The 26,295-nt window shown below is 63.8% G+C and carries 25 protein-coding genes; 18 read left to right on the plus strand and 7 right to left on the minus strand.

The features are described from left to right. Window positions 1–6 precede the first annotated feature (6 nt). Window positions 7–4,878 carry an NEL-type E3 ubiquitin ligase domain-containing protein gene (locus tag CAF92_RS15960; protein WP_346641919.1) on the minus strand — a complete coding sequence of 1,624 codons (4,872 nt, stop codon included), beginning with the start codon at window positions 4,876–4,878 and terminating at the stop codon, window positions 7–9. Window positions 4,879–5,131: 253 nt separating this feature from the next. On the opposite strand from CAF92_RS15960, the gene CAF92_RS15965 reads away from it, so the two are divergent. The 3 genes from CAF92_RS15965 to CAF92_RS15975 all read left to right on the plus strand — a co-directional run bounded on the left by CAF92_RS15965 (window position 5,132) and on the right by CAF92_RS15975 (window position 8,502). Then, the gene (locus CAF92_RS15965; protein WP_085601346.1) at window positions 5,132–6,058 is read left to right on the plus strand and encodes an alpha/beta fold hydrolase; all 927 of its coding nucleotides are present in this window, start codon (window positions 5,132–5,134) and stop codon (window positions 6,056–6,058) included. Between the two features lie 77 nt (window positions 6,059–6,135). Beyond that, complete coding sequence (locus CAF92_RS15970; protein ID WP_046613984.1) at window positions 6,136–6,561, plus strand: VOC family protein; 426 nt, start codon at window positions 6,136–6,138, stop codon at window positions 6,559–6,561. A gap of 264 nt (window positions 6,562–6,825) precedes the next feature. Next, window positions 6,826–8,502, plus strand: a complete 1,677-nt coding sequence (locus CAF92_RS15975; RefSeq protein WP_046613983.1) for an MFS transporter — start codon at window positions 6,826–6,828, stop codon at window positions 8,500–8,502. A gap of 129 nt (window positions 8,503–8,631) precedes the next feature. Here CAF92_RS15975 and CAF92_RS15985 read toward each other — a convergent pair whose 3' ends face one another. Further along, window positions 8,632–9,201, minus strand: coding sequence for a hypothetical protein (locus tag CAF92_RS15985; protein ID WP_023662794.1), 570 nt, complete (start codon window positions 9,199–9,201; stop codon window positions 8,632–8,634). A gap of 111 nt (window positions 9,202–9,312) precedes the next feature. On the opposite strand from CAF92_RS15985, the gene CAF92_RS15990 reads away from it, so the two are divergent. The 7 genes from CAF92_RS15990 to CAF92_RS16020 are packed head-to-tail and all read left to right on the plus strand — an operon-like array spanning window position 9,313 to window position 15,596. Continuing rightward, window positions 9,313–9,990, plus strand: a complete 678-nt coding sequence (locus CAF92_RS15990) for a thermostable hemolysin (RefSeq protein ID WP_085601348.1) — start codon at window positions 9,313–9,315, stop codon at window positions 9,988–9,990. After that, the gene (locus CAF92_RS15995) at window positions 9,980–11,440 is read left to right on the plus strand and encodes an AMP-binding protein (protein ID WP_085601349.1); all 1,461 of its coding nucleotides are present in this window, start codon (window positions 9,980–9,982) and stop codon (window positions 11,438–11,440) included. Before CAF92_RS15990 ends, CAF92_RS15995 begins: the two co-directional genes overlap by 11 nt. A 15-nt stretch (window positions 11,441–11,455) precedes the next feature. Further along, window positions 11,456–12,136, plus strand: coding sequence for a TenA family transcriptional regulator (locus CAF92_RS16000; RefSeq protein WP_085601350.1), 681 nt, complete (start codon window positions 11,456–11,458; stop codon window positions 12,134–12,136). After that, window positions 12,123–12,929 (plus strand): SDR family oxidoreductase, encoded by an 807-nt coding sequence (locus CAF92_RS16005; RefSeq protein WP_085601351.1) that lies wholly within the window; start codon window positions 12,123–12,125, stop codon window positions 12,927–12,929. The genes CAF92_RS16000 and CAF92_RS16005 overlap by 14 nt, the downstream gene beginning before the upstream one ends. Beyond that, complete coding sequence (locus CAF92_RS16010; protein ID WP_085601352.1) at window positions 12,926–13,567, plus strand: hypothetical protein; 642 nt, start codon at window positions 12,926–12,928, stop codon at window positions 13,565–13,567. Before CAF92_RS16005 ends, CAF92_RS16010 begins: the two co-directional genes overlap by 4 nt. Window positions 13,568–13,569: 2 nt before the next feature. Further along, complete coding sequence (locus tag CAF92_RS16015; protein WP_046613977.1) at window positions 13,570–14,232, plus strand: response regulator; 663 nt, start codon at window positions 13,570–13,572, stop codon at window positions 14,230–14,232. Then, the gene (locus CAF92_RS16020; RefSeq protein WP_046613976.1) at window positions 14,229–15,596 is read left to right on the plus strand and encodes a sensor histidine kinase; all 1,368 of its coding nucleotides are present in this window, start codon (window positions 14,229–14,231) and stop codon (window positions 15,594–15,596) included. Before CAF92_RS16015 ends, CAF92_RS16020 begins: the two co-directional genes overlap by 4 nt. Window positions 15,597–15,602: 6 nt before the next feature. On the opposite strand, the gene CAF92_RS16025 is transcribed toward CAF92_RS16020, so the two are convergent. Beyond that, window positions 15,603–15,989: a VOC family protein gene (locus CAF92_RS16025; RefSeq protein ID WP_046613975.1), complete on the minus strand. Its 387-nt coding sequence runs from the start codon at window positions 15,987–15,989 to the stop codon at window positions 15,603–15,605. A 203-nt stretch (window positions 15,990–16,192) separates the two neighbouring features. On the opposite strand from CAF92_RS16025, the gene CAF92_RS16030 reads away from it, so the two are divergent. Further along, on the plus strand, window positions 16,193–16,378 hold the full coding sequence (locus CAF92_RS16030) for a hypothetical protein (RefSeq protein WP_046613974.1): 186 nt from the start codon (window positions 16,193–16,195) through the stop codon (window positions 16,376–16,378). A gap of 149 nt (window positions 16,379–16,527) precedes the next feature. Continuing rightward, complete coding sequence (locus tag CAF92_RS16035) at window positions 16,528–17,433, plus strand: LysR family transcriptional regulator (RefSeq protein ID WP_085601353.1); 906 nt, start codon at window positions 16,528–16,530, stop codon at window positions 17,431–17,433. Between the two features lie 38 nt (window positions 17,434–17,471). Here CAF92_RS16035 and CAF92_RS16040 read toward each other — a convergent pair whose 3' ends face one another. Continuing rightward, window positions 17,472–17,945: a YMGG-like glycine zipper-containing protein gene (locus tag CAF92_RS16040; protein WP_085601354.1), complete on the minus strand. Its 474-nt coding sequence runs from the start codon at window positions 17,943–17,945 to the stop codon at window positions 17,472–17,474. A 151-nt stretch (window positions 17,946–18,096) separates the two neighbouring features. On the opposite strand from CAF92_RS16040, the gene CAF92_RS16045 reads away from it, so the two are divergent. The 4 genes from CAF92_RS16045 to CAF92_RS16060 are packed head-to-tail and all read left to right on the plus strand — an operon-like array spanning window position 18,097 to window position 21,503. Further along, window positions 18,097–18,693 (plus strand): paraquat-inducible protein A, encoded by a 597-nt coding sequence (locus tag CAF92_RS16045; RefSeq protein WP_085601355.1) that lies wholly within the window; start codon window positions 18,097–18,099, stop codon window positions 18,691–18,693. Then, window positions 18,690–19,334, plus strand: coding sequence for a paraquat-inducible protein A (locus CAF92_RS16050; RefSeq protein WP_046613970.1), 645 nt, complete (start codon window positions 18,690–18,692; stop codon window positions 19,332–19,334). Before CAF92_RS16045 ends, CAF92_RS16050 begins: the two co-directional genes overlap by 4 nt. After that, window positions 19,318–20,958: an intermembrane transport protein PqiB gene (locus tag CAF92_RS16055; protein WP_085601356.1), complete on the plus strand. Its 1,641-nt coding sequence runs from the start codon at window positions 19,318–19,320 to the stop codon at window positions 20,956–20,958. The genes CAF92_RS16050 and CAF92_RS16055 overlap by 17 nt, the downstream gene beginning before the upstream one ends. An 11-nt stretch (window positions 20,959–20,969) precedes the next feature. After that, window positions 20,970–21,503 (plus strand): membrane integrity-associated transporter subunit PqiC, encoded by a 534-nt coding sequence (locus tag CAF92_RS16060; protein WP_085601357.1) that lies wholly within the window; start codon window positions 20,970–20,972, stop codon window positions 21,501–21,503. Between the two features lie 8 nt (window positions 21,504–21,511). Here CAF92_RS16060 and CAF92_RS16065 read toward each other — a convergent pair whose 3' ends face one another. Then, entirely contained in the window at window positions 21,512–23,290 is a 1,779-nt protein-coding gene (locus tag CAF92_RS16065) for a phosphoethanolamine transferase CptA (RefSeq protein ID WP_085601358.1), read from the minus strand. A 154-nt stretch (window positions 23,291–23,444) separates the two neighbouring features. Here CAF92_RS16065 and CAF92_RS16070 point away from each other — a divergent pair, with 154 nt between their 5' ends. Further along, a complete protein-coding gene (locus CAF92_RS16070) occupies window positions 23,445–23,591 on the plus strand; it encodes a DUF2986 domain-containing protein (protein ID WP_023662626.1) in 147 nt (48 codons plus the stop codon). 88 nt (window positions 23,592–23,679) lie between these two features. Here CAF92_RS16070 and CAF92_RS16075 read toward each other — a convergent pair whose 3' ends face one another. Next, on the minus strand, window positions 23,680–24,048 hold the full coding sequence (locus CAF92_RS16075) for a hypothetical protein (RefSeq protein ID WP_046613966.1): 369 nt from the start codon (window positions 24,046–24,048) through the stop codon (window positions 23,680–23,682). A 258-nt stretch (window positions 24,049–24,306) separates the two neighbouring features. Between CAF92_RS16075 and CAF92_RS16080 the strand changes: the two genes are divergently transcribed. Further along, the gene (locus CAF92_RS16080) at window positions 24,307–24,798 is read left to right on the plus strand and encodes a GNAT family N-acetyltransferase (protein ID WP_085601359.1); all 492 of its coding nucleotides are present in this window, start codon (window positions 24,307–24,309) and stop codon (window positions 24,796–24,798) included. Window positions 24,799–24,833: 35 nt separating this feature from the next. Here the strand turns inward: CAF92_RS16080 and CAF92_RS16085 are convergent, their stop codons facing one another. Beyond that, window positions 24,834–26,207: an 8-oxoguanine deaminase gene (locus CAF92_RS16085; RefSeq protein WP_085601360.1), complete on the minus strand. Its 1,374-nt coding sequence runs from the start codon at window positions 26,205–26,207 to the stop codon at window positions 24,834–24,836. Window positions 26,208–26,295 lie beyond the last annotated feature (88 nt).

Genomic DNA, 26,295 nt, shown 5'->3' on the forward strand with positions numbered 1-26,295 from the left:
CAGCGTTCAGGCATTGAGGATGTCCGCTTGCCGGGTAAGGCTTAGCAGTAGCCCGGCTTCCACCTCCTGCTGTGCCTGGGCCAGGGCGTTCGTAGCCTTGACATAGGCTTCCTCATTGAGGGGAACCCGACGTAGCGTGCCGTTTTCGTCCAGCGCAGAGGTAGGCATTTGCGGGGCCAATGCACGTAATATCGCGTTGTCCAGGTGCGTGACCGGCTCCTGGTTTTCATCTAGGCAATACAACAGATAATCCAGGCCCGGGCGCCAGAATTCGGCAATGGCGTCGAACTGACCGGCATTCTCGCGCTTGAAGTAATCAACCCAGACCGGTTCTTTGCTGATCCACTCCTGTCGGGCGGTGGCATCGGTATCGAGTTTGCGCACGGCATCGCGTACGTTGTCGATGATTTGCTGGTTGATCCGTGCAACATCCCGATAGAGCATGCCGCTGCTGGGCTCAGGGAAATCGAGCTCTGCGCTCAAGGACTGGCGCAGCGCCAGGCGGACTTCGATATCGTCAACCAGGCCCGTTTTAAGGTCCGTATCGGGGAACGCTTCCTCGACATCCAGCACATCACGGGGCGGTAACTGCGCAGCATTTTCCTTCAGCTTCTGTTGGCGCAAGTTGCGATGCAGGCTGATGCGATCGGCCAACTCGTCGACTTTATGGCGACGATACAGCTTGCGATAGAGTTCGAGCAGCGGTTTGAGCGTGCCCTGTGCTCCCTCTGATGCTTGCTTGGCCAGTAACGCTGTTTCCAAGGCGCTGAATCCATCGGCGGCGGCATCACCGCAGGTGGCGGGGGAGGCTTGCGCCACTTCGTTCAACCGCTCGCGCAACGCCGTATCCTCGTGGGCCTGCTGCAATAGTGCCCATACTCGCGCACGCAGGCCTTGCGGATCTCGTCGTGCTTCCACCGACTCGGTCAGGCGCTCCAACACCGCTTGCAGGTAACCATTGTCGCCCTGATCGAACAGTTCGGCCCACAGCTCTATCTGCTGGGCTGTCGCGGCATCGCGCCATACCCCTTGCCACTCTGGTCTGTCGGGCGCGTGCTCGAAGATATTGACGCCGCTGGCTCGTAGGCGTCTGGCCGATTCGGCTTCCAGATCGTTGTAGTTGAACAGCCAGCGGCGCTCGGGCAAGCGAGCGGCAACATCCCGCGCATAGGGACTGCGCAGGATACCTTCCAGGTCTGGAACATGGTGAATGCGGTTGAATGAGAGGTCCAGGTAGCGCAACTGGTACTGTGTCTGGCTCATCAGGGTGGTCAAGCCAGTGGGAAATGCCCGCAACTCAGCATTGGACAGGTTCAGGCGCTGCAGCCGCGCCATGTAGCGCACATCAGGCGCATGCTGCAGCGGGTTGAAGTTCAGGTCCAGCTGCTGCGGATGGACCATGTCCTGGAAGCGCGTGGCGAGGTTTTCATCGAGCGTGATGAGGTTGTTCCCCAGCTTGAGGACATCCAGTGGCCGGCTGCAGAGGAAGGACAATGTCGCTTGATCCAGTGTCAACCGGTTGTACCGCAGGTTCAGCTGGCGCAGGTCTGGCATCGCTGCCAGCACTCGCTGTGCGGTGGGTGAGAGGGCAGCAAGGGTGTTGCCGGTCAGGTCCAGAGAGCGCAGCCTGGGCACCGATTCGAGTGCTTGGAACAGCGCTTCTCCGTCGATTTCCCGGTTGTTGGTCACTTCCAGCACTTGCAGGTTGGGGAAGCGTGACAGGAACGCCCTGTCCAGTCGTTGCAGTTGCAGTTCGTTTAGCTTGAGTTCACGTATGTGGGGCAGGCTGGCTGTGATCGCTGGTAACTCGGGTAACCGCATTCGCTCCAGAACGAGCCTGTCCAGATTGCTTTGACCCTCCCGCCGCCATGCATCCTTGATGCGTTCGGCGCATCTTTGTCGCTCGAAGCGCTCGGTGAGGTCGTGCGGGCTCTTGTACCATGTATCCAGATAGCGTTTCAGATCTTGCCACTCTGTCTGCAGTTGCCGTACTGCCGCACCCAGATCTCCGGTCTGGCTCAGTTCGATCCGCAGGGCTCTGATCTGGTTGTTGCTCAGTGAGGGAAACAATGACTTGAGTCGGCGTGTCGCGGCGCTTTCGTCAAGAGGGCCTGCGCCTCGACCACTGAGCGGGTAACCGATTCGCCCATGTGCCAGGCGCATGGGCGAGCGAAAGCCTGGCTTGATGGGTTGCTGGCCAAGTAGCTCGGCGCAGCCCGCGCGGTCGGCGAGAGCGCTGGCGAACAGTTCAGCGTCATTCGCCTGCGGCTGTTCGGTTACCAATGCGTCACGCAGCAGTTGGCTGTCGGCATTGGCCAGGGCTGGTCGGTACAGGCCGGTCAGGGCACGATCGAGGCGGGCGCGGGCTTGCAGGTAGCGGGCTTCTTCAGCCACGCGCAAGGGCACGCGCCCACTCTTCAGGCGTTCGCGTTCGGCACTGTCGGTATGCGCGACCAGCTCTTCAAGGGCATTGTCGGGCAAACCGGGGAATTGGCGGCCCAAAGTCTGTGCTTCGTCGCCAAGCGGTACTCGATGGCTTTCCAGCATGCTCGCGTAGACTTCGCGACGACGCGCTTTCAGGTGGTTGGCCAGTAGCTCGTTCAGGGCGCCCGGGCGCTGCTCTGCTGGTGTATCGGGTAGCAACTGCTGTATGACATCTTCGTCCATCTGCGCCAGGACAACCTGGCTCAGTCCGCCTTCGTCAAGTTCTGTGCGGCCGATCTCGATCTGCAGCGTGTCGGCTTTTGGCTGCGCACCGAAGTAGACTGCGTCCCCCCATTTTTCGGCACCGGTGAAGACTTTCAGCCTGTAGTTCGCGGGCCAGCCAGGCAGCTGTACCAGTTCCGGCAGCGCGAAGTTCATATGTGCAGCCAAAGGCTGGCCATGGCGTACCTTGGTGATGATGCCATCCATGTCGCCAGCCAGTCGCAGGCGCAGCAAGGTATCGGCCAGCAGAGCCGGCGGCCGCGAGCCGGTGACCTGGCTGCGACGCAAGGTGTCTGCGTCGACTTCGGTAATGCGCAAGGCGGCAAGTTGCTCCGATGCATCCAGCCCCTGGGCGAACTGGCCCAGCCCTTCGAGCAGCTGCGATTCGTCCCATTCGAGCGGGTTGTCGTGGGCCAGCTGCCAGCGCTGGTCGCCGAGGTAGTGCAAGGCCGGAGTGTAGGCATCCGGGGCGTTCGGGTGGCGCACATGCCACTGACCGTCGGTTTCGAACACTTCATACAGTGTGCCTTGAAGCCAAACATGGGTTTTGTCATCGATGACGTAGAGCCCTTGGGCGTTTTTCTGCACACCCACCGGCAACGAGTTCGAAGTGCTGTAGGGACCCATGTCAGGGTGCCAAAGCCTTTCGCGGCCATCTTTCCAGACGCTTTCCAGCGCATCGACGAACCCTGATGCCTTGAGCGCCTTGCTGCTGACGGCGAAACCGGCAATCACGGCGGCATTGACGGCAAGTGACTCGAGTTGTTGCAGCGCTCCCTGGGTATCGCCTTCTTCCCAGGCTTCGAACCCGGTGAACACCGAATCCATGAGGTCGTAGGCAAATACGCCAAGCATCACGGCATCCAGCCCAGGCACGAAGAAGGCGGCCACGTTCAGTATGTTCATGCCTGCGTCCAGCCAATGCTGCAGCCGCTCCTTGCGTGCCTTGGCGTCGGCATCGGCGGTCGGTACCGCAATCGCTCTGGCAGTTGCCTTGACGCGGCGCTTGTGGTCCCTGTAAAGCACCTGCCAGACAGGAAGGGCCAGGCGCGTTCGTTTGAAGTGCAGCTCAGGCTTGTCGTTGGGTTTGCGTGTGGAAGCCTCGTGCTTGAATACGGCATTTTCGAGCTTGCGGCTGAGCTCGACCTGGTTGTCCTGGTCAGCGAAGCTGATCAAGTCCTGGCGAAACGTGGTTTGCACCAGGCGTTGACGCAGGAATGAGCCGGCCTTTTGCAAAGAAGCAAACTCCCTCACCGGGTGTTCGGTATCGTGGGGAATGTAGAGCATGCACGGATTGATCTGGTCGGCTTCATCAGGGCCTGTCAGCAGTACGCCATGAAGCGGGATGCCGAACAGGCTGAAGCGCCAGCAGTGAAGCTTGTGTTCACCGTAACGCGGCGTGCTGTCGTTGTCGCATAGCTGTACCAAGGCATCGCGACCTTTGAGCGTTACCAGGTTCTTGAGATAAGCGATCATTGTCTCGGTTTTCAGCGCCTGCTGGCTTGCATCGATCCACTGCTGTTCGATCGCGGCCTTTCTCGGGCCTTCATAAATGCTCTGCAAGTGGTCTTGATACTGCTGGCCCAGGTCCAGGCTGCGGCAAAGGCTGACGAACGCTTCGGGCTCGAGCCCGGGAAGCGAGGCGTCGTTGCCCGGGCCAAGGGTCAGGGTGTCGAACGGGCCCACTTCGTCGGGCCCTTCGAAATTGTGCAGTGCGGCCTCCAGCAGCGAGCGCTTCTGTGGCGGCCCTTCGGGACGCTTGATGTACGTATCGTCACCGCCGAGCGAAAAATCGAGGCCGGGGGCATTTTCCAGCTTGGTGTACACCTTGAACGGCTGGTGCAGGTATTGGGCCTTGTCCGCGTTGATATCGGGGCCCAACCGGCTCTCGAGCAAAGGCTTGCAGAATTCGCTGATCTGCCTGAAGTCCTCGAGCAAGATTCGCAGCGATTTGAACGCGGCATCGCGGGCGCTGATCAGCTGCCGCACATGCGCCTGGTCTTCGTCGCTGGCAGCAGCGTACCAGGTGTAAGGCGAGCCGTTTTCGTCGAGGTAGTCCTTGCGCACGCGCTGCACGACGCGGCGGGTATGGTCGGGGTGCATCGTTCGGCACCAGGTAGGCAGGTTACGGACAATCTGGGCCTGATGGAAAGGCATGGGTTTGCTGGTCATGCTCGATACTCGTGGTCAATGGAGGCGCCAGTCGACAGGTTTCACCTCGGCATGCGGTGGTATTTAGTTGGGTGCACAGGTCGGTCCTGTGCACGAGAGCGTCGGTAGGGGAGCAGCGCGGGCAGGGTCGTTGGGAGATGGTGGAGCAAGACATGGGGTAGGCATGTCGTGTGGATGATGCCGGCGTGTGGGGCATGGGCCGATGTCATGTGATGCCTGGCCATGGGCCGGCGTTCTATCAGGGAGAACTACGATGCATTCGCTGTGCAGTCCCAAGGATCACCTGCTGGACCTCGACGGTATTGAAATAGCGGTACGGACCTGGGGGGCGGAGGATGGCATCCCGGTGCTGGCCCTGCATGGCTGGCTGGACAACGCCGCCTCGTTCGAGCGCCTGGCACCGATGCTGGACGGCTGCTTCGTGGTCGCCCCCGACCTGGTCGGCCACGGCCGCTCGGACCACCGCCGCCACGACAGTGGCTACTACCTGTGGGAACATGCCCAGGACATGCTGGCGGTGACCGACAGCCTGGGCCTGGCGCAATTCCATGTAATGGCCCATGGCATGGGCACCGGGGTAGCGTCGCTGCTGGCAGCGATGACCAGCGGTATTGCCAGCATGACCTTCCTCGACGGCATGGGCGCACCGTTCACGGTGGCCGAGGATGACCGCGTGCAGCACCTGGCCCGGGCCTACCGGCTCAAGCGCATGGTGCAGCGCAGCCAGCTGCAGGGTTTTGCCGAGCCGGACGTCGACCGTTTCGAGGACCTGGACACGGCGTTGGAACAACGCCGCGAGCGCCTGGACACCGAGCTGTCGGAAGAGGCGGCACGGCTGTTGGCAATGCGTGACCTGCTGCAACTGGGCGAGGGCTATTGCTGGCGCCACGACCCACGGCTGGTGCTGCCCGAACCCATGCCGCTGACCGAGCGCGAAGCCTGCGATTTGCTCAGGCAGATCCGTTGCCCGTTGTACCTGCTGTTCGGCCGGCAGGGGGCATTCACCGGTGAAGCCTTTACTCGCCGCCAGGCGGCCTTGCCCATCCAGGCGAAGATCTCCTGGCATCCGGGCGGGCACCACTTTCACCTGGATGCGCCGGACCGGGCGCTGGTCGACCAACTGTTGCGCATCCTGGCTCGCCATGAAGGGGGCGTGCTGCAACGGTTGGTAAACGAGTAACTGCATATGGCCATGCCATGCGCGCGTGGGCTATGGTGGTGAGCCTCAGGAATCCACCGGCCACAAGGAGCCTTGGCATGCGACCATTCGCCATCAAGCATATCGACCATCTCGTCCTGCGGGTCAGCGACCTGGAGCGCAGCGTCGCCTTCTACACCGAACTGCTCGGCTGCACGGTCAGCCGCGTGCGCGAAGACCTGGGCATGGTCCACCTGGCCACGGGCACGGCCATGATCGACCTGGTAACCCTAGACGGCCCCCTGGGGCAGCCTGGTGGGGCGGCGCCTGGGGCCGAGGGGCGCAATCTGCACCATTTCTGCCTGCGCATCGAGCCGTTCGACGAGGCGGCACTTACGGCCTACCTGCAAGCCGCGGGAGTTGAAGTAGAACCTGCCGAAAAGCGCTATGGCGCCGAGGGTGAGGGGCTGTCGCTGTACTGCTACGATCCCGATGGCAACCAGGTCGAGCTGAAAGGGCCGGTACCGGCAACCAAGGCCCCATGAGTAACCTGCACACCCTCGAGCACTGGGTCGATACCGCACAAGGCAAGCTGTGGCTCTCTCCAGGCTGGCGCGGTCCTGCAGGGGCCGTGTAAGCCAAGTGGATATCCCGCCAAAGCCTATTATGCTTCAGATACCTTGCTGCGATCCGAGGCGGCCTGCCTCGTCGTGCTTCGCATATCCAAAGCAAGCCCCCAGGGCCTGGGTGCGATGGTGTAAATGACATGAGGTGCTCCCGGCCTGAATGACGACAAGACGGAGGCACCCATGGCGGTTCTCGACAGCACATCCACGGGCAGCGCGCCCCAACGCGGTATCACCCGGGAGGAGCGCAAGGTCATTTTCGCCTCGTCCCTGGGCACGGTATTCGAATGGTACGACTTCTACCTGTACGGCTCCCTGGCGGCGATCATCGCCAAGCACTTCTTTGCCGGGGTCAATGAAACCACCTCGTTCATCTTCGCCTTGCTGGCCTTTGCCGCCGGCTTTGCCGTACGGCCATTCGGCGCCATCGTGTTCGGCCGCCTGGGTGACATGATCGGGCGCAAGTACACCTTCCTCATCACCATCGTCATCATGGGCCTGTCCACCGCTGTGGTGGGCCTGCTACCCAGCTATGCCACGATCGGCGTGGCCGCGCCGATCATCCTCATCAGCCTGCGCCTGCTGCAGGGCCTGGCATTGGGTGGCGAATACGGCGGCGCGGCCACCTATGTGGCCGAACATGCACCCAAAGGCCGGCGCGGCTTCTTCACTGCCTGGATCCAGACCACGGCCACCCTGGGGCTGTTCCTCTCGCTGCTGGTGATCATGGCCTGCCGCACGGCGATGGGTAACGAGGTGTTCGAGGCCTGGGGCTGGCGGGTGCCGTTCCTGCTGTCGATATTGCTGCTGGCGATTTCGGTATACATCCGCATGCAGCTCAACGAGTCGCCGGTGTTCATGAAGATGAAGGCCGAGGGCAAGGCGTCCAAGGCGCCACTGACCGAATCGTTCGCCCGCTGGGACAACCTCAAGGTGGTGATCATGTCGCTGCTGGGCGGCACCGCCGGCCAGGCCGTGGTGTGGTACACCGGGCAGTTCTATGCGCTGTTCTTCCTGTTGCAGATGCTCAAGATCGAGCCGCAGACCGCCAACCTGCTGATCGCCGGTTCGCTGCTGATCGGCACGCCGTTCTTCATCTTCTTCGGCAGCCTGTCCGACCGCATCGGCCGCAAGAAAATCATCATGGCCGGTTGCATCATCGCCGCGCTGACCTACTTCCCGATCTTCAAGGCGCTGACCCAGTACGGTAACCCGGATGTGTTCGTCGCCCAGGAGCAGAACCCGGTGGTGGTGATGGCAGACCCTGCCCAGTGCGCGTTCCAGTTCGACCCGGTGGGCAAGGCCAAATTCACAAGCTCGTGCGACATCGCCAAGAGCTTGCTGGCCAAGCGGGCCATCCCCTATACCAACGAAGCGGCCGAACCCGGCAGCGTGGCGCAGATCCGCATTGGTGAACGGGTACTGCCAAGTTTTGATGGCAGCAGCCTGGCGGCAGCGGACTTCAAGGCACAGAGCGACGCCTTTACCGCGACCTTGAGCGGGGCGTTGAAAGAGGCTGGCTACCCGGAAAAGGCCGACCCGGCGAAGATCCACTACCCGATGGTGCTGTTGCTGCTGACCATTCTGGTGATCTACGTGACCATGGTCTACGGGCCGATCGCGGCCTGGCTGGTGGAGCTGTTCCCGGCGCGTATCCGCTACACCTCGATGTCGCTGCCTTACCATATCGGCAACGGCTGGTTCGGCGGCTTCCTGCCGACCGTGGCGTTTGCCATGGTGGCGGCGACCGGGGATATCTATTACGGCTTGTGGTACCCGATCGTGATTGCGGTGATGACGGCGGTGCTGGGGATCTTCTTCCTGCCGGAGACCAAGGACCGTGATATCAACCACACTTGAAGTTTGAGGCTGCCTGTAACGGCCTCTTCGCGGGCATGCCCGCTCCCACAGGGATACCACTGTGCCTGAGGGCAGTGAGATACCTGTGGGAGCGGGTTCACCCGCGAAGAGGCCGGCACAGTCAACCCATCAGTCGAAATAGCCACGCAAGCCAAAGGCATACCCGGTATCCACTCCGGCAGCCTCGCCCCGGCTCCAGCGCTTCTTCAACACGAACTCGAACGCCGGCTCGTACAGCCCGTCCCGCACCAGCGCACCCGCCAGCACCTCCACGTCATACCAGCCATTGTCCAGCTCGATGATCGGCCGTCCGGGTACCTGGTAGCGCGCCATCAGGTCACCCAGCGTCTTGGGTGTGAAGTGCTGCAGGATGCGCCAGGTGTACAGCATCAGCGCACCGTGCTCGACCTGCAGCACATAGCCATTACGGCGGTGCTTGAGGCGGCTGCCGGGTTCGCGCAGGGCCGGGGTATGGTTGTCCAGGGTGAACAGGATGCGGTAGGGCAGGTTATCGACTCCGGCCAGTGGCAGCACAATCCCTTCGCGCACCGCCTGGTCGCCGCTGTCGCCGTGGGTGAACGCATGGGCCAGGTCGTCGGGCAGTTCATGTTGTTGCTTGAAGCGCTCGAGCAACTGGATATCGCCGAGCAGAAAGTAGTCGACCAGGTCGTTGAGCACTTCGCTGAATTCGTGGCGCATCTGTTTTCCTTGTTGGTGCGCATGAGGGCAATGGCAAATGTAGCACTTCAGATTGGCTTCAGATTGCCCCCTGATACTGCCCCCGAGACCTGACTTGAAAGGGGGACAGCCATGACCCAGGCAGACAGCGCCAGCCTGTTTCCACTGGCTATCGGCAGCCACGGCGATCGCCTTGCCCACATGACACTGAAACACCCGGGGGCGCCGGGGCGCGACGAGCTGGAACAGTTCATTCACGCCCGCTTTGCCTGCGCGCACCACGCCGACGTGCAGCACTACCTGCCCGAACTGCTCGGCCTGCATGACAGCCACGGGCGCCTGATGGCCGCTGCCGGCATACGCCTGGCCAGCAGTGGCCCGACCTTCATCGAGCGTTACCTGGATGAACCGCTGGAAGCGGCTGTGACCCGGCTGTCGGCCAGCCCGGTCAGCCGTACGCAGTTGGTCGAAGTGGGCAACCTGGCTGCGCTCAGCGCCGGCAGCGCGCGGATCATGATCATTGCCGTGACCTGGTTGCTGGCCGCCCGCGGCTTGCAGTGGGTGGCCTTCACCGGTGCCGCGACGCTGGTCAACAGTTTTCATCGCCTGGGCCTGGTGCCCACGGCGTTGGCCGTGGCCGACCCTGGCCGGCTGAACGGCGATGCCAACAGTTGGGGCAGCTACTACGCGCAGCACCCGCAAGTGTTCGTCGGCAACATCGACTACGGTCATGCAGCCCTGGCCCGCGGCGGCGTATTCGAGCGGCTGGGCTTGCCCGCGAGCGTGCAGGAGGCCGGCCATGCCGCGTGAATGCCAGCTGTTCAGGGACGTGTTGCAACTGCATGCCCGCCACCGAGGGGCGCAACCGGCGTTGCTGGGCCTTGGCGGGCCGTTCACCTATCAACAGTTGCTGGACGAGGTCGAGCAACGCCAGGCCTGGTTGAGCGTGCAGCCACCGGGCACCTTCGCCCTGGCCCTGGAGAACAGCCCCGAGGCGCTGTTCTGGGACCTGGCGGCGCTGTTCGCGGCGCGTCCCATCGTCATCCTGCCGGCGTTCTTCAGCAGCGCCCAGCGCCGCCACTGCCTGGCGCAGAGCGGGGCGGTACTGGCGCTGGCCGACGACGCCTTCGCTGACGACTTGCACGCCAGCGGCTTCACTAGCGGTGAGCGCTTCTGGAGCCGGCAGCTGCCAGCGGCCGCACTCTTGCCCCCGGGCACCGCGAAGGTTACCTACACCTCCGGTAGCACCGGTGCACCCAAGGGCGTATGCCTGAGCGCTGATGCCATGCTGCGGGTAGCGCTTGAACTGGAGGCCGCCAGCCGGCCCACGGCACCAGGCAAGTACCTGGCGGTATTGCCCCTGGCGGTGCTGTTGGAAAACCTGGGCCTGTACGCAGCCCTGCTGGCCGGGGCGAGCATTGCACTGTACCCGCAGGCGCAACTGGGTTTTCGCGGTGCCAGCCAGGTCGACTTCAAGCAATTGCTGGGCGCCATCGCCTTGAGTGGTGCCGAAAGCCTGATCCTGGTGCCGCAATTGCTGCTTGGGTTGGTCACCGCCATCGAGCGCGGCCTGATGCGGGTCGGCCCGTTGCGCTTCGTGGCGGTAGGCGGTGCGCGGGTGGCGCCGAGCCTGCTGGCCCGGGCCGAGGCCGTCGGGCTGCCGGTGTTCGAGGGCTATGGCTTGTCCGAATGTGCCTCGGTGGTCTGCCTCAATCGCCCTGGGGCGCACCGCGCGGGCAGTGTCGGGCGGCCGCTGCCGCATGTGCAGGTGCGCGTTGCCGAGGACGGCGAAGTGCAGGTGGCCGGTTCGGCGTTGCTCGGCTACCTGGGCGAGCCACCCTTCGAAGAGCCGTGGTTGCCGACTGGTGACCTGGGCCACTTCGACAGCGACGGCTTCCTGTACCTGGCCGGGCGCAAGAAGCACCAGTACAGCACCAGCTTCGGGCGCAACGTCAACCCCGAGTGGGTCGAGGCCGAACTGACCCAGGGCGGGGTGATCGCCCAGGCATTTGTCCACGGCGAAGGCCTGGCACACAACCTGGCGCTGATCTGGCCGCTGGACCCGCAGGCTGACGACCACACCCTCGAGCAGGCCATCCGTCAGGCCAATTCCGGCCTGCCGGACTATGCCCGGGTGCATGCCTGGCGGCGCCTGCCCGAACCCTTGAGTGCCGCCGGGCAAACCCTTACCGCCAACGGCCGGCCTCGCCGCGAACAGATCCTGCGGTGTTACCAGTCCTTGTTATCCGACCTTCAATGACCCACGAGGTTTGCCATGCTTTTCTTCGATACGCTGCAGCAGGAAACCGCCGACGAGCGTACGGCATTGTTCAGTGTTCCGGTCATCCGCGACGCGCTGGCCGGCAAGGCCAGCCTCGAGGCCTATGTGGCCTTTCTGACCCAGGCTTACCACCACGTGCGCCACACCGTACCCTTGATGATGGCCTGCGGGGCCCGTTTGCCGGCTCGGCTGGAGTGGCTGCGCGGCGCGGTGTGCGAGTACATCGAGGAGGAATACGGCCATGAGCGCTGGATTCTCGATGACATCGCCGCCTGTGGTGGCGACCCACACAAGGTGGCGGGCGGCCGCCCGGCATTGCCTATCGAGCTGATGGTGGCCTTTCTCTACGACCAGATTGCCCGTGGCAACCCGGTCGGGCTGTTCGGCATGGTCAACGTGCTCGAAGGCACCAGCATTGCCCTGGCCACCCAGGCTGCCGGTACCCTGCAGGGCAGCCTGGGCCTGCCGGACCAGGCGTTCAGCTACCTGAGTTCCCATGGCGCCCTGGACCAGGACCACATGGCCACCTACCGTGGCCTGATGAACCGCCTGGACCAGCCCGAGGACCAGCAGGCGGTAGTCCACGCTGCCAAAGTGGTGTACCGCCTTTACACCGCCATGTTCGAAGGGCTGCCGCGTGCCGCGCAGCAGGAGGTACAGCATGCGCTTGCCTGATTGCGTGGCGGTGCTCACCGGCGCCAGCGGTGGCATCGGCCTGGAGCTGGCGGACCAGCTTTGCAGTGCCGGGGCCCGCGTACTGGCGGTCAGCCGGCAGCAGGGCAAGCTGGCCGAACTGATGGCGCGCTACCCCGGGCAATTGCGCTGGCAGCAGGCCGACCTGCGCTGCGCCGAAGGCCGCCGTGAAGTGCTGGAGGCAGCGCGGGACATGGACAGTTGCAACCTGTTGATCAACGCTGCCGGGGTCAACCGCTTCGCCCTGCTCGAACAGATGGACGAGGCCGCCCTGGACGAGTTGTTCGACCTCAACATCAAGGCCGCCGTGCAGCTCACCCGCCTGTGCCTGCCGTTGCTGCGCGCGCAGCCCAGTGCACTGGTGGTGAACGTGGGGTCGATCTACGGCTCCATCGGCTACCCCGGTTATGCCACCTACTGCGCCAGCAAGTTTGCCTTGCGCGGGTTCTCCGAGGCATTGCGCCGCGAGCTTGCCGACACCTCGGTGAACGTGCTGTATGCCGCACCGCGCACCACCCGCACGACGATGAACAGTAGCGCCGCGCAGGCCCTGAACCAGGCGTTGAAGGTGGGCGTCGATGACCCGCAGGATGTCGCCCGGGCGGTGCTCGACGCAGTACAGGCCGAGCGTAGCGAACTGTACCTGGGCTGGCCGGAAAAACTCTTCGTGCGCCTTAACGGCATGCTGCCGGGCGTGGTTGATCGCGCCTTGCGCAAGCAACTGCCGCTGATCCGTCGCTACAGCGCCTGGCACAGCAAGGAGTCGAGCAAATGAAACGTGTGATTCTGGCCAGTCTGCTGGCCATCGCCCCGTTCACCTGGGCCCTCGACCAGAACGGTACCCAGCAACTCAATGCCATCCAGCAGCGCTGGGCGGTGATTCGCTACAACCTGCCCGAAGCCGAGCGTGCCGGCGCGTTCGAGGCCCTGGCGGTACAGTCGGCGGCGTTGGTGCGCCAGCAGCCGGGCTCGGCCGAGCCGCTGATCTGGGACGGCATCGTCAACAGCAGCTGGGCCGGTGCCACCGGCGGGTTGGGGGCGCTGGGCAAAGTCAAGGCTGCCCGCGCCAGCCTGGAAAAGGCCCTGGCCGTTGACCCCAAGGCTCTGCAAGGTTCGGCCTACACCAGCCTGGGCGCGCTGTACGACCAGGTGCCCGGCTGGCCGCTGAGCTTCGGTGACCAGACCAAGGCCGAGGCCATGCTGCGCCAGGCGCTGGTGATCAACCCCGACGGTATCGACAGCAATTACTTCTGGGCTGACCACCTGTACCGGCAGAACCGCTACGTCGAAGCCCGCGCCGCCCTGCAAAAGGCGTTGCAGGCACCGCCCCGGCCCGGGCGGGAGCTGGCCGATCAGGGCCGGCGCGGTGAAATCGATGCTTTACTCAAAGCGATCAAGGACAAACAGGATTAAGCATGCGCCTGCTGCTGGTAGAAGACGACGCCGCGTTGGGGGAGGGGATCTGTGACGGCCTGCGCCGCGAGGGCTATACCCTCGACTGGTTGCAGGATGGTGCCAGCGCCCTGCATGCCCTGTGCCACGAGGAGTTCGACCTGGCCATTCTCGACCTGGGCTTGCCGCGCCTGGATGGCATCGAGTTGTTGCGGCGCCTGCGTGCAGCCGGGAAGAGCCTGCCGGTGCTGGTGCTGACCGCCCGCGACGCCACCGAGGACCGCATCGCCGGGCTGGACGCCGGCGCCGACGACTACCTGGTCAAACCCTTCGACCTCAACGAACTCAAGGCCCGCTTGCGGGCCTTGCTGCGGCGCAGCAGCGGCCGCGCCCGGGTGCTGATAGAGCATGCTGGTGTGTGCCTGGACCCGGTCAGCCAGCAGGTGCACTACCAAGGCCAGCCGGTGGTGCTCACGCCCAAGGAATACCTGCTTTTGCACGAACTGCTGGCCCAGCCGGGCAAGGTGTTCACCCGCGAACGCTTGACCCAGTTGCTGTATGGCTGGGATGAGGAGCCGGAAAGCAACACCCTGGAAGTGAATATCTATCACCTGCGCAAGAAGCTGTTCAACAGCCTGATCCGCACCGTGCGCGGAATCGGCTACCTGGTGGAACGCAAGGCATGAGCTCGCTGCGCCAACGTACCTTGTGGCGGGTGATGCTGCTGTTGCTGGTCGGCAGCGGGTTGCTGGCGCTGTACAACTACCACGACAGCCGCCACGAAATAAACGAGGTGTACGACGCCCACCTGGCGCAGAACGCTCGGCTGTTGCAGGGCATCATGAGCCTGCCGGTGCAGGAACAGAGCCGTGACGAGTTGTACCGCGCCTTCGACGAGGCCTTGAGCAAGGCCGGGCACCACAAGGTGGGGCACCGCTACGAGAGCAAGCTGGCCTTTCAGGTGTGGGCCGACGACAACGGGCTGCTGGTGCATACACCCAGCGCCCCCCAGCTGGAGCAGGCACCGCGGGTGCCAGGTTTTGCCGATGTGGTGGTGGAAGGGCGCCGTTGGCGCAGTTTCGTCCTGCCGGTACCGGAAAAACACTGGGTGATCTGGGTGGGCGAGCGCAACGACGTACGTGACGACCTGATCGAACGCATCGTGCGGCACACGCTGTTGCCCTTCCTGTTCGGCAGCCTGGCCCTGGCCTTGCTGGTGTGGGCGGCCATTGGCTGGGGGCTGAAGCCGCTGCAGAACATGGCCAGGGTGATCCGCGCTCGCCACGCCGAGTCGCTGGAGCCGCTGCAGTTGGTGCCGCTGCCGAAGGAGCTTGAACCGATGCAGGCGGCGATCAACCGCCTGCTCGGGCAGATCGATGACTTGCTGCGCCGCGAACACCGTTTCATCGCCGACGCTGCCCACGAGATGCGCACGCCCTTGGCCATCCTGCGCCTGCATGCGCAGAACGCGCTCAATGCAGACAGCGCTGCCGAGCGGGACAAGGCCCTGCAGTTCCTGATGGGCGGCGTCGACCGCCTTGCCCGGGTGGTCAACCAGCTGTTGACCCTGGCTCGCCTGGAGCCGCGTCCAGGCCGCCGTGACTGGCCGCGGGTGGACCTGGAGGGCGTGGTGGCCGAAACCCTGGCCGAGCTGACTCCATGGATTCTGGAGCGCGGGCTTGAGCCTTCGCTGGACATCGCTGCAGGCGACTACCACTTGCACACCGACGCGGGCTTGCTGGGTATCGCCTTGCAGAACCTGGTGGCCAATGCCGTGGACCATTCGCCGGCAGGCGGTCGGGTTACGGTGACATTGCAGCGCGAAGGGCAGGCCTTGCTGGTCAGTGTCGACGACGAAGGGCCGGGCATTGCCGAGGTGGACCAGCAGCGGGTGTTCGAGCGTTTCTACAGCAAGGGCTCGACCAATGGCGCCGGGTTGGGTTTGTCGATCGTCAGCACCATCATGACCCGCCTGGGTGGCAGCGTGCAGTTGCGCAACCAGGCGCCCCACGGGTTGCGCGCGACCTTGCGCCTGCCCGTGGGGCCCTGAACGTTGCTAGTGTTTCTGTAGGATCTGGATCAGGTTGCCGCAGGTGTCATCGAACACCGCTACGGTGACGGGCCCCATGGCGGTAGGCGGCTGGGTGAACTGCACGCCCGCCGCGCACAGCCGGGTGTATTCGGCCTGGATGTCGCGCACGCCGAACGAGGTGGCGGGGATACCGTCCTGCTTGAGTGCGGCCTTGTAGTCCTTGGCGGCCGGGTGCGCGTCGGGTTCGAGCAGCAGCTCGACGCCGTTGGGGTCGTTGGGGGAGGTCAGCGTCAGCCAGCGGTGTCGACCCATGGGCATATCGTGCTTGGGCTCGAAACCGAGTACATGGTGGTAGAAAGCCAGGGCTTTGGCCTGGTCATCGACGAGAATGCTGGTGACCACGATCTTCATGAATGCACGCCCTATGCCTGGAACCGTTGAGTATCAGTAAAGACAATCGGGGGCGTTTGGCCAGGTCTCTCTCGGGGCGCCTGCGAATATCACGATGCGGTCCGACAGCATTTCTCTTTCCGGTCAAAGTTCCAGATGGGTTGGTGGCAATGGCGGCTGTAGCTTCGATCGGGCAATACCACCCAAACCAAGGAGTGAACCCCATGCAAGAAAAACCCATGAACGAGCCAGACGACACTCTCGACCAGGAGCAGCTGGAAAATGCAGAACCGCAGGCAACACTGTCCCGGCGCAAGCGCGGTATAGGGCCCGTAGTCGGCATGCCCTGCGCGCCAGGGTACAAATTGATTGGTGATGACTGTGTAATCGCTAATATCGATTTCGAGTGAAGCAATGGGGGGCGCCCGGCGCCCCCTTCGTAAAAACCTGCTCAAGCCATAGGTAAATCCTTCATTACCCGCCCCCCAACCAGCCGCTGCCAAGGGTAAAGTGACAGGCATGATCCCAGCGCGCCCAGACCGGCGTCAGAGAGGTGCCCGTGGCGGCCTACACATTGCGACAACTCAAGTACTTCGTCACCACCGTGGAAGCCGGCAGCGTGGCCGAGGCTTCACGCCAGCTTTACATCGCCCAGCCTTCCATCTCCACGGCCATCAAGGGCCTGGAGGAAAGCTTCGGTGTGCAGCTGTTCATCCGCCACCACGCTCAGGGTGTGTCACTGACGCCCAGCGGCAAGCGCTTCTATGCCAAGACCAAGTCGCTGCTGCAGATGGCCCATGAATTCGAGCAGAACGCCCTGGCCGACAACGACACCGTGGCCGGGCAAATCGATATTGGCTGCTTCGAAACCGTGGCCCCGCTGTACCTGCCGCGCCTGATCGCCGGCTTTCGCCAGCGTTACCCGGGGGTGGATATCCGCCTGCGCGACGGCGAACAGCAGGACCTGATCCAAGGCCTGACCGCGGGTACCTTCGACCTGGCGTTCCTCTACGACCATGACCTGGACGGCACCATCGAGGCCGAGCCGCTGATGCCGCCGCAGAAACCCTATGTGCTGCTGCCCGAGAACCACCGCTTTGCTGGCCAGGCCCAGGTGTCGCTGCGCGACTTGTGCCCGGAGCCGATGATCCTGCTGGACGTTGCCCCCAGCCGTACCTACTTCGTCAGCCTGTTCAACGAAATGGGCCTTACGCCCAACATTGTCTTCAGCTCACCGTCGATCGAGATGGTGCGCGGCATGGTCGGGCAGGGCTTCGGTTTTTCGCTGCTGGTAACGCGGCCTCACTCGGAGTACACCTACGACGGGCAACGCCTGGCCATGCTGGATATTGCCGAGCCAGTAGCGCTGTCAGGGCTGGCAGCAGCCTGGTTGAAGCGAGTGCAACTGACCAAGCCGGCGCAGCTGTTCGTGGAGTTCTGCCGGGAGCAGCTGGCGACGTTCTGAAACGGGCACGCCATGCAGGAGCGTGGCGTGCCCGGCGGTCAGGGGCTGACCTGATAACCGCGCCCTTGCAGGCACCCGGCATAGGCACTGGCATGAGCCTGGGCTTTCGCTTCGTCCTGGCCGCGCCGGTCCTGACGGCGGTCCTGACGCTGGCGCATGCCACCGACCGCAGCACCGGCGGCAGCCACTTCGCCCGCGCGGTTCTGCCGGTATTGCTGCTTGGCATCGTCACCAACCCGGTCATACAGCTCGTCGTGCTGGTTGCCGCGCACCTGCGCGCCTGCCGCACCGGCAACCGCGCCGGCGGCGGCACCGCGTACGCGGCCACCGACATGGGGGTCGCTGGAGGTCGCGGCACTGTTCGCGGCATTGGTCGCGACGGTATTGCAGTCATTGATATCCAGTTGCATCTGTTGGCTGCTCTGGCCCTTGAGCGGCACCACCGACTGCGCCTGGGCTGCCGATGCTGCGCACAGCAGCACCAGCAGGCAACTCCACGTGAACGTACGCATGGCAAACCTCCAGCAAGTGGGGATCCCGTTTCAGAGGATAGTCCGGCTTTGCTGCCCCTGATGGCAGTTTTGCCGGGATGGTCTAAACCGGATATCAGATGTTGTTCGCCTGCATATGACGGCCTGAACCCAGGCTGCCTGTGGAACCGCCATGAACCAGACTCAGCACCTGATCATCTGTGAATACTGCGACACGGTGTATCACCGTGCGCCGTTGCTCAAACACCAGCGCGCCGTATGCCCGCGCTGTGGCGGCGTGCTGTATCGGCACACCTCGCTGACCGTGCAGCAGCGGCTGGCCCTGAGCGTGACGGGTGGCATCCTGCTGGTGTTCGCCAACTTCTACCCGGTGATGACCATCGGCATGCAAGGGCTGACCCACTCGGCGACGTTATGGGACTCGGTACAGATTCTCAGCCAAGGCAGTATCACCTTCATCGCCCTGGTCATGGCTTTGGCGATCATCTTCGCGCCGGTGCTGCAGATTACCCTGTTGTGCTGGCTGCTGAGTTTCGCCCTGGCCGGCCAGCGCGCCCCCGGCTTTGCTGTGTGCATGCGCAGCCTGGAGAGCTTGCGGCCATGGAGCATGCTGGAGGTGTGCCTGCTGGGGGCGATGGTGGCCGTGATCAAGCTGGCGGGGCTGCTCGATGTGATCCCCGGCATCGGCCTGCTGGCCCTGGCCGCGCTGAGCATGCTGATCATCCATGTCGCCGGCAAGGACATCCGCGACTTGTGGGAGCAGGTATGAATACCCCGGCCAGCGCCGATGATCTGGGACTGTGCCTGTGCCATGGCTGCGGTCAGGCCTGCGAACTGGGCAGCGGCATGCACACCTGCGAGCGCTGTGGCGCCGCCATTCATCGGCGCAAGGCCAATGCCATCAGCCGCGGCTGGGCATTTCTGCTGGCGGCCCTGGTTTTCTACATTCCAGCCAATCTGCTGCCGGTGATGCGCACCGAAATGCTCGGCAGCGGCAGCGAAAGCACCATTGGCGGCGGCGTGCTGGAGTTCTGGGAGGCCGGTGCCTGGGATATCGCGCTGATCATCTTCATCGCCAGCGTGGGTGTACCGGCCATCAAGTTCTTCTCGCTCGGCCTGCTGCTTTTTACCGCCCAGCGCGGTTCCACCTGGGCTTGCCGACAGCGCTCGCAGCTGTACCGTTTCGTCGAGCTGATCGGCTACTGGTCGATGCTCGATGTGATGGTGGTGGCGCTGGTTGCGGCGCTGGTCCAACTGCGTGGGCTGGGCACCATCGAGCCGCGGGTGGGCATCCTGTTTTTCGGCATGGTGGTGGTACTGACCATGTTTTCTGCGATGAGCTTCGATCCACGCCTGATCTGGGATAGCCGTGCCAACGAGGGAGGCCGCATTGATGGTGCAACAGACTGACAAGCGCGAGGGCGCGGGGCAGGTTGAAGTGCACACCCGGCGCTGGAGTGTGTCGCTGGTATGGATCGTGCCGATACTGGCGATCCTGATCGGCGCTTCGCTGGTGGTGCGCAACTGGATGCAGCAGGGGCCGGTCATCGCCATTTCCTTCCACACCGGGGAAGGGCTGGTGGCGCACAAGACCCAGGTCAAGTACCGCAGCGTGGTGATCGGCGAAGTCACCACGGTGGACCTCGCCGATGACAAGAAGAGCGTGGTCGCCAAGGTCCAGCTGTCCAACGACGCCCGTGCCTTCGCCACCCAGGGGGCGCGCTTCTGGGTAGTGCGGCCACGCATTGGCGTGGGTGGTGTGTCCGGTGTGGATACGCTGCTGTCGGGCAGTTTCATCGGGGCGGATTCCGGCGAGTCGAAAGTGCCGGAGAAGTCCTTTGTCGGCCTGGAGCTGCCACCGCCGATCACCTACGACGAAAAGGGCAAGCGCTTTGTCCTGACCGCCAGCGACCTGGGGTCGCTGGATATTGGCTCGTCGATCTACTACCGCAAGATACCGGTGGGCGAGGTGGTGTCCTTTGCCCTGCAGGGCGATGGCAAGGGCGTGGAGATCGGCGTGTTCGTGCAGGCCCCCTACGACAGCTTCGTCACCGCCGATACCCGCTTCTGGAACGCCAGTGGCGTCGACATGCAGATTGGTGCGAACGGCCTGAAGATCGATACCGAATCGCTGTCGTCCATCCTGGTGGGCGGGCTGGCCTTTGGCTCGCCAGATTTCGCCCCGCAGGCCGAACTCGCTGCCGACCAGGCGCGCTTTCAGCTGTTTGCCGACCGCGACACCGCCCTGGCACCGCCCAGTGGCCAGGCGCAGTACCTGCAGTTGCGCTTCGACCAGGCCATGCGCGGCCTGTCGGTGGGCGCGCCGGTGGAGTTCAAGGGTGTGGAATTTGGCCGGGTCACTTCGGTCAAGCTCGACTACGATGCCACCCGGCAGAGCTTCCCCGTGGTGGTCGATGCGGTGATCTACCCGCAGCGGCTGGGGCCGGTGCACCGCAAGATGCTGGCCGTGTTCAAGCACGCCGAAGGCGACATGGATGGCGCGCGGAGGCTGATCGGCACCTTCGTCGAGCACGGCCTACGGGCCCAGGCGCGCAGCGGCAACCTGATCACCGGGCAGATGTTCATTTCCCTGGACTTCTACCCCGATGCCCCCAAGGTGGCCTTCGACAAGACCGCAGACCCTATCACCATACCCACATTGCCCGGCAGCCTGGAGCAGTTGCAGGAGCAGTTGCAGCGTGTGGTGGAGCGCATCAGCAAACTGCCGCTGGAGAGTATCGCCAACAACCTGGATGGCAGCCTGCGAGAGTTGCGCGCCAGCCTCAAGCAGTTCAATGGCCAGACGCTGCCGGACGTGAAGGTGGCGCTGGACGAGGTGCACAAGACCCTGCGCACCGCCAATTCGGCCATTTCCGAGGACTCGCCGCAGCGCGAGCGGATGGGCGAAACCCTGGACGAACTGGAGCGCATGTCACGTTCGCTGCGTGACCTTGCCGATTACCTGGGCCGGCACCCCGAGTCGCTGATACGCGGCCGGCCGAAAGCGGCCGCTGCCGCCGACCTTGAACCCTGAGGAGACAGCCGATGCATCGACTGCGCAATGTGTGTGGCGCCGGCCTGCTGGCCGTGCTGTGGGGCTGCAGCAGTACCCCGAACAACTATCACACGCTGGTACCGAGCGAACCGGTACGCGACGGTGGCCAGCGCATTCAGGTGGCGAGGGTGGCCGTGCCGCCGCAGGTGGACCGCCCGCAGTTGGTGGTGCGCCAAGGACAGAGCGGCCTGGCCATCCTCGAGACGGAGTGGTGGGGGGCCAACCTGGTGGATGAGTTCCGCAGCGCCTTGCAGGACCAGTTGGGCGGGCCGGTGGGTGGCGGCAAGGCGTTGCTGCGGGTGGACGTGCAGCGCTTCGATAGCGTGCCGGGGCGCTATGCCTCGCTGGAGGCGGTATGGCGCCTGACGCGCTCGGGCGAGGCCGAACTGACCTGCCGTACCTCGCTGCAGACGCCCGCGGACAACAGCATCGCCAGCCTGGTCAATGCCCACCAGGCCAACCTGCGCAAACTGGCCGAGGCGGTGCGGGGGAGTGCCCGGCAGGGCAGCTGTTCTGCATCCTGAGCAAGCAATCAGTTCAGGCGGCCAGCATTCTGTGTCTTGCCACTACTGACCGTCTCCCGCAACCGCTCGGCCTTGTCCAGCGGCAGGTGGTCGAACTCGCGCAGGCCATCCTTGCGGTACGGGTCGCCAATCCAGCGTGGTGCCACCACGAATTGCGGGCTCACCAGGCTCTTGGCCGGTTCGTAACGGTCATAACTCAGCCCGGCCAGGTCGGACAGGGTATGGATCAGGTGCGAGCTGCTGTAGGGGCGGTCGGCCATCGCCTGCAAGTCGCGCGGGTGCCCGGCCTGCCAGCTGGGCGAAGTCCACAGCAGGAAGGGAATGGTGTACATCGGCCGGGTCGGCGCGCCTTCGTTGCGCCCCAGGCGGTCGTGGTTGCCAGAGCTGTACACATCTTCGCCATGGTCGGACAGGTACAGCAGGAAACCATTGGGGTTGCCGGCCGAGTAACGCTTGATCAGGCTCGACACCACGTAGTCGTTGTAGCGCACCGCGTTGTCGTAGAAATTGTAGGTTTCCACCTGGTCATCGGTCAGCTTGCCGGGCACCCCCTGGCGGTCGTTGAAGTGCGCGTAGTCGTTCGGGTAGCGGTAGCGATAATCCATGTGCGTACCCAGCAGGTGCACGATGATGAACTTGTTTGGCGCCGGGTCCTGCAGGGCCTCCTCGAACGGTGGCAGCACCACGTCGTCGTACTGCCTGGCATTCTGGTTGCGCTGGTTGTTCAGGTACACCGGCGCGTCCGTCTGCTGCGAGAAGGTGGTCAGCATGGTGTTGCGCTTGGTCATGGTCTGCTGGTTGGTGATCCAGAAGGTCTTGTAGCCGGCCTGCTTCATCAGGTTGATCAGCGACGGGGCGGTGAGGAAGCGGTCCGGGTTCTGCTCGTCGCCGAAGGTGAGGATCTGCTGCATCACTTCGATGGTGTACGGGCGTGGCGACACCACGTTGCGGAACACCGTCAGGCCCTTGTCGCTGGCGGCCAGCGCGTCGAGGTTGGGCGTGGTGTCGCGGTTGTAGCCGTAAAGGTGCATGTGCTCGCGCGTGGTGGATTCACCCAGCACCAGCACCAGCGTGCGTGGCGCTGCACCGCTGCTGTCACGCAGGTTCTGCAGGGGCGGCAGCGCGGCATTCTGGGCCAGCAGCTCCTGCATGTTGTCCAGCTGCTGGCGGTACTGGCGGTAGCCGACCAGCAGTTGCCAAGGCACGGCGGGTTCCATGCGCTGCTGCACCTTTTCTGCCGCATCGGCGAAGCTGCGCTGCTGGGTTACCATCTGCTTGTAGAACGGGTACACCAGGTTGGCCAGCAACAGCAGGGCGACCACCGGCAGGCGACTGCGCAGCGGCAGGCTGACCGGGCGTACGCGCTTCCACAGCAGCACTGCCACCAGCGTGTATAGCAGCAATGCCAGGCCCAGCCAGGCGCTGAAGTACTGGCTGAAGTACTCACCGGCCTCGGCGGTGTTGGACTCGAACATCACGAAGATGACGCTTTGCGAGAACTCCTGGCGATAGATACCGAAGTAGCTCAGGCCCACCAGCGAAGCAGCCCACAGCACCAGGCCGATGACCGCTGCCGTGGCGCGAGTGAAGCGCGGTAGCAGCAGTACCGGGGCCAGCCACAGGCTGCTGAGGAAGAATGCATCGCGAAAACCGGCGAACCCGGTGGTACCACTGAACAGCAGCAACGCCTGGGTCACGCCCGAGAAGTACCAGAAGAACAGCAAAAGCCAGCCCAGGCCGGCCCAGTCCACGCGTTTGGGCGAGGAGGGGGATGCAGTGTGTGACACGTATGCCTCGTCGTAGCTTGGCGGCCAACGGATGTGCCCGTGGCCGGAAAGGGCGTGACGCTAATCTGCCGAGCGTGAAAATAACGTCAACGAGACGCTGGCCCAGGCAAGGTATGATGTGTTCCGCCAAACCGGACTGACAGGTCGAGTGAAAATGAACCGTCGCAAGAAGATCAAGCAGCTACTGCAGGCGCATGCCAAGAAGGCCAGCGCCAAGCTGGCGCCGCGCAAGCCCAAGTACATTTGCAAGGCCGACCGTTTGAAGATGGAAGCCGAGGCGGCGGGGGATACCCCCACCTGAAAGACTGGCGCGGACCTTGTAGCAGCGGTCTTGTGTCGCGATCAGGCCGCAAGGCCACTCCTACAGGGGGCGCGTTGGCGGCTTGCGATCAACGGCGATAGTAGCGGTGGTCATCATGGTAGCGGTGGTGCATGGCCCGCTCATGGCGGTGCTCCCAGTCGCGGCGCCGCTCCCAGTCGCGTCGGCGTTCCCAGTCTCGCCGGCGCTCCCAGTCACGGCGGGCCTGCTCGCGGCGCCACTGTTCGCGGCGCCAGTCGCTGCGGTGGTCATGCCAGCGGTCGTCATCGTGGGCCAGCAGCGTGGCTGGCTGTTCGTCGGCAATACTGGCCACCCTGGACCAAGGGTTGCCAGCAGGCTGCAACGGTGATTCAACCGCCGGGGCGGCTACTTCGGGCGCCTTCATTTGTGTTGCCGATGCCGTGCCCATTGCCGCGAACGAGAACAGGCCGAGCAGCATCAACCTAGCGACATGTATTTTCATGAGCGAAGCCAACCTCTGATAACAATTGAGCCATCTGGCCAGCAGGTGGTCGGCGAACCTTCTCTCGCGTTCCGCTACCTTTCTGTGCCTCCCACATAGACCGGTAAACGGGAAAAAGTTCGCAGCGGCAACAAGTTGTAGGATTTTTTTCTACCGGGTGTATGGCGTGGTGAAGTCCGGCGAGCGCTCATTTACCATGGCGGCTGTTTTCAGCCATTACCAAGGAAACCCGCCATGAGCGCCCCTCAGTTTCGCACCCCCACGGCCGCCGACGCCGAACGTTGCTACGCCATCGAAATCGGTGCCTATGAAGGCGATGAGGCGGCCACGCTGGAGAAGATCCGCACCCGCATCGCGCAGTATCCGCAGGGCTTCCTGCTGCTGGAAAGCGCGGGTGAGATCGTCGGTTTCATCAACAGCGGCTGCGCCCATGAAGTGGTGATGTCCGACGAGGCATTCAAGGAACTGGTCGGGCATGACCCGGCGGCGCCAAACGTGGTGATCATGTCGGTGGTGGTGGACCCGGCACACCAGGGCCAAGGCTACGCCAAGCGGTTGATGGATGAATTCATCGCACGCATGAAAGCTGCGGGCAAGCTGACCATTCACCTGATGTGCAGGGAGCAGCACGTGGCGCTGTACCAGAAGCTGGGGTATCAGTACATCAAACCATCGCCATCGGACCACGGCGGCATGGCCTGGCATGAAATGGTCATGGTCCTCTGATAGGCAATGGGCCGCAGGGCGGCCCAAATGGCAGCTTATTCGCCGCAGACCAGTTGGCGTGCCAACTGGTTGTGGCGCTCCAGCACCCGTGGCAGGTCGACCGTGGCCAGCTGGCCATCCTTCACCACCACACGGCCATTGATGACACTGGTGTGCACCTGGGTCGGGGTGCAGAACACCAGCGCCGCCAACGGGTCGTGGTGGCCGCCGGCATAGGCCACGTGGCCTAGGTCGAAGGCGACGAAGTCGGCCACCATGCCTGGGGCGAGGGCGCCGATGTCATCGCGATTGAGCACCTTGGCACCACCGAGCGTTGCAATTTCCAGCGCCTCGCGTGCAGTCATCGCGTCGGGGCCGAAGCCCACCCGTTGCAGCAGCAAGGCCTGGCGCACTTCACCGATCATGCTGGCGCCATCGTTGGATGCCGAACCGTCGACCCCAAGGCCTACCGGCACACCGTGGTCGCGCATCTTGCGCACCGGGGCGATGCCCGAGGCCAGGCGCATGTTCGAGCATGGGCAGTGGGCGACACCCGTGCCGGTGCGGGCGAACAGCTCGATCCCATGCTGGTCGAGTTGCACGCAGTGGGCGTGCCACACGTCGTGGCCGACCCAGCCGAGATCCTCGGCATACTCGGCGGGGGTCATGCCGAACTTCTCCCGGCTGTAGGCGATGTCGTTGACGTTCTCGGCCAGGTGGGTGTGCAACGACACCCCGTACTGGCGCGCCAGCACGGCGGCTTCGCGCATCAGGTCGCGGCTGACCGAGAACGGCGAGCAAGGCGCCACCACGATGCGGCGCATCGAGCCGTGGCTGGCGTCGTGATAGTCCTCGATCAGGCGCTGGGACTCCTTGAGGATGTCGGCTTCCTTCTCCACCACCGAATCAGGCGGCAGGCCGCCCTGGCTGCGGCCCACGCTCATGCTGCCGCGCGCGGCGTGGAAGCGCATGCCGATCTCGTCGGCGGCATGGATGCTGTCGTCGAGCCTGCAGCCGTTGGGGTAGATGTACAGGTGGTCGCTGGAGGTGGTGCAGCCGGACAGGATCAGTTCGGCCATGGCGGTCTGGGTCGACACCGCGATCATCTCGGGGGTCAGGCGTGCCCAGATCGGGTAGAGGTTGGTCAACCAGTTGAACAGCTCGCCGTCCTGGGCTGCCGGCACCACGCGAGTGAGGCTCTGGTACATGTGATGGTGGGTGTTGACCAGGCCAGGGATGACCACCTTGCCGGCCATGTCCAGCACCACGTCGGCGTGCTGTGGCAGGGTATCGCTGGGGCCGACCTGGCGGATCAGGTTGCCTTCGATGAACATTCCGCCGTTCTTGATCTCGCGGCGTTCGCCGTCCATGGTGACCAGGAGTTGGGCGTTCTTGACCAGTAGCGTTCTTGGAGCATTTGTAGATGACATGGCTTGAGCCTGCCGCAATACGCATCGGCGATTACCGATGTCATAGGCGCATGGCATTGTAAGCAAGGTTTTTGCGGATTGTATACAG

Source organism: Pseudomonas sp. B10(2017) (assembly GCF_002113295.1).
In the GTDB taxonomy this organism is placed as follows: domain Bacteria; phylum Pseudomonadota; class Gammaproteobacteria; order Pseudomonadales; family Pseudomonadaceae; genus Aquipseudomonas; species Aquipseudomonas pudica.

Excerpts from the sequence above, each read along its gene's own strand:
- CAF92_RS15990 (WP_085601348.1), top strand. The coding sequence starts at position 9,313 with ATGACCCAGGCAGACAGCGCCAGCCTGTTTCCACTGGCTATCGGCAGC.
- CAF92_RS15975 (WP_046613983.1), top strand. The coding sequence starts at position 6,826 with ATGGCGGTTCTCGACAGCACATCCACGGGCAGCGCGCCCCAACGCGGT.
- CAF92_RS16040 (WP_085601354.1), bottom strand. The coding sequence starts at position 17,945 with ATGCGTACGTTCACGTGGAGTTGCCTGCTGGTGCTGCTGTGCGCAGCA.
- CAF92_RS16085 (WP_085601360.1), bottom strand. The coding sequence starts at position 26,207 with ATGTCATCTACAAATGCTCCAAGAACGCTACTGGTCAAGAACGCCCAA.
- CAF92_RS16045 (WP_085601355.1), top strand. The coding sequence starts at position 18,097 with ATGAACCAGACTCAGCACCTGATCATCTGTGAATACTGCGACACGGTG.
- CAF92_RS16000 (WP_085601350.1), top strand. The coding sequence starts at position 11,456 with ATGCTTTTCTTCGATACGCTGCAGCAGGAAACCGCCGACGAGCGTACG.
- CAF92_RS16025 (WP_046613975.1), bottom strand. The coding sequence starts at position 15,989 with ATGAAGATCGTGGTCACCAGCATTCTCGTCGATGACCAGGCCAAAGCC.
- CAF92_RS15960 (WP_346641919.1), bottom strand. The coding sequence starts at position 4,878 with ATGACCAGCAAACCCATGCCTTTCCATCAGGCCCAGATTGTCCGTAAC.
- CAF92_RS16030 (WP_046613974.1), top strand. The coding sequence starts at position 16,193 with ATGCAAGAAAAACCCATGAACGAGCCAGACGACACTCTCGACCAGGAG.
- CAF92_RS15965 (WP_085601346.1), top strand. The coding sequence starts at position 5,132 with ATGCATTCGCTGTGCAGTCCCAAGGATCACCTGCTGGACCTCGACGGT.
- CAF92_RS16060 (WP_085601357.1), top strand. The coding sequence starts at position 20,970 with ATGCATCGACTGCGCAATGTGTGTGGCGCCGGCCTGCTGGCCGTGCTG.
- CAF92_RS16075 (WP_046613966.1), bottom strand. The coding sequence starts at position 24,048 with ATGCTGCTCGGCCTGTTCTCGTTCGCGGCAATGGGCACGGCATCGGCA.
- CAF92_RS15985 (WP_023662794.1), bottom strand. The coding sequence starts at position 9,201 with ATGCGCCACGAATTCAGCGAAGTGCTCAACGACCTGGTCGACTACTTT.
- CAF92_RS16055 (WP_085601356.1), top strand. The coding sequence starts at position 19,318 with ATGGTGCAACAGACTGACAAGCGCGAGGGCGCGGGGCAGGTTGAAGTG.
- CAF92_RS16020 (WP_046613976.1), top strand. The coding sequence starts at position 14,229 with ATGAGCTCGCTGCGCCAACGTACCTTGTGGCGGGTGATGCTGCTGTTG.
- CAF92_RS16070 (WP_023662626.1), top strand. The coding sequence starts at position 23,445 with ATGAACCGTCGCAAGAAGATCAAGCAGCTACTGCAGGCGCATGCCAAG.
- CAF92_RS16005 (WP_085601351.1), top strand. The coding sequence starts at position 12,123 with ATGCGCTTGCCTGATTGCGTGGCGGTGCTCACCGGCGCCAGCGGTGGC.
- CAF92_RS16010 (WP_085601352.1), top strand. The coding sequence starts at position 12,926 with ATGAAACGTGTGATTCTGGCCAGTCTGCTGGCCATCGCCCCGTTCACC.
- CAF92_RS16050 (WP_046613970.1), top strand. The coding sequence starts at position 18,690 with ATGAATACCCCGGCCAGCGCCGATGATCTGGGACTGTGCCTGTGCCAT.
- CAF92_RS16080 (WP_085601359.1), top strand. The coding sequence starts at position 24,307 with ATGAGCGCCCCTCAGTTTCGCACCCCCACGGCCGCCGACGCCGAACGT.
- CAF92_RS16015 (WP_046613977.1), top strand. The coding sequence starts at position 13,570 with ATGCGCCTGCTGCTGGTAGAAGACGACGCCGCGTTGGGGGAGGGGATC.
- CAF92_RS15995 (WP_085601349.1), top strand. The coding sequence starts at position 9,980 with ATGCCGCGTGAATGCCAGCTGTTCAGGGACGTGTTGCAACTGCATGCC.
- CAF92_RS15970 (WP_046613984.1), top strand. The coding sequence starts at position 6,136 with ATGCGACCATTCGCCATCAAGCATATCGACCATCTCGTCCTGCGGGTC.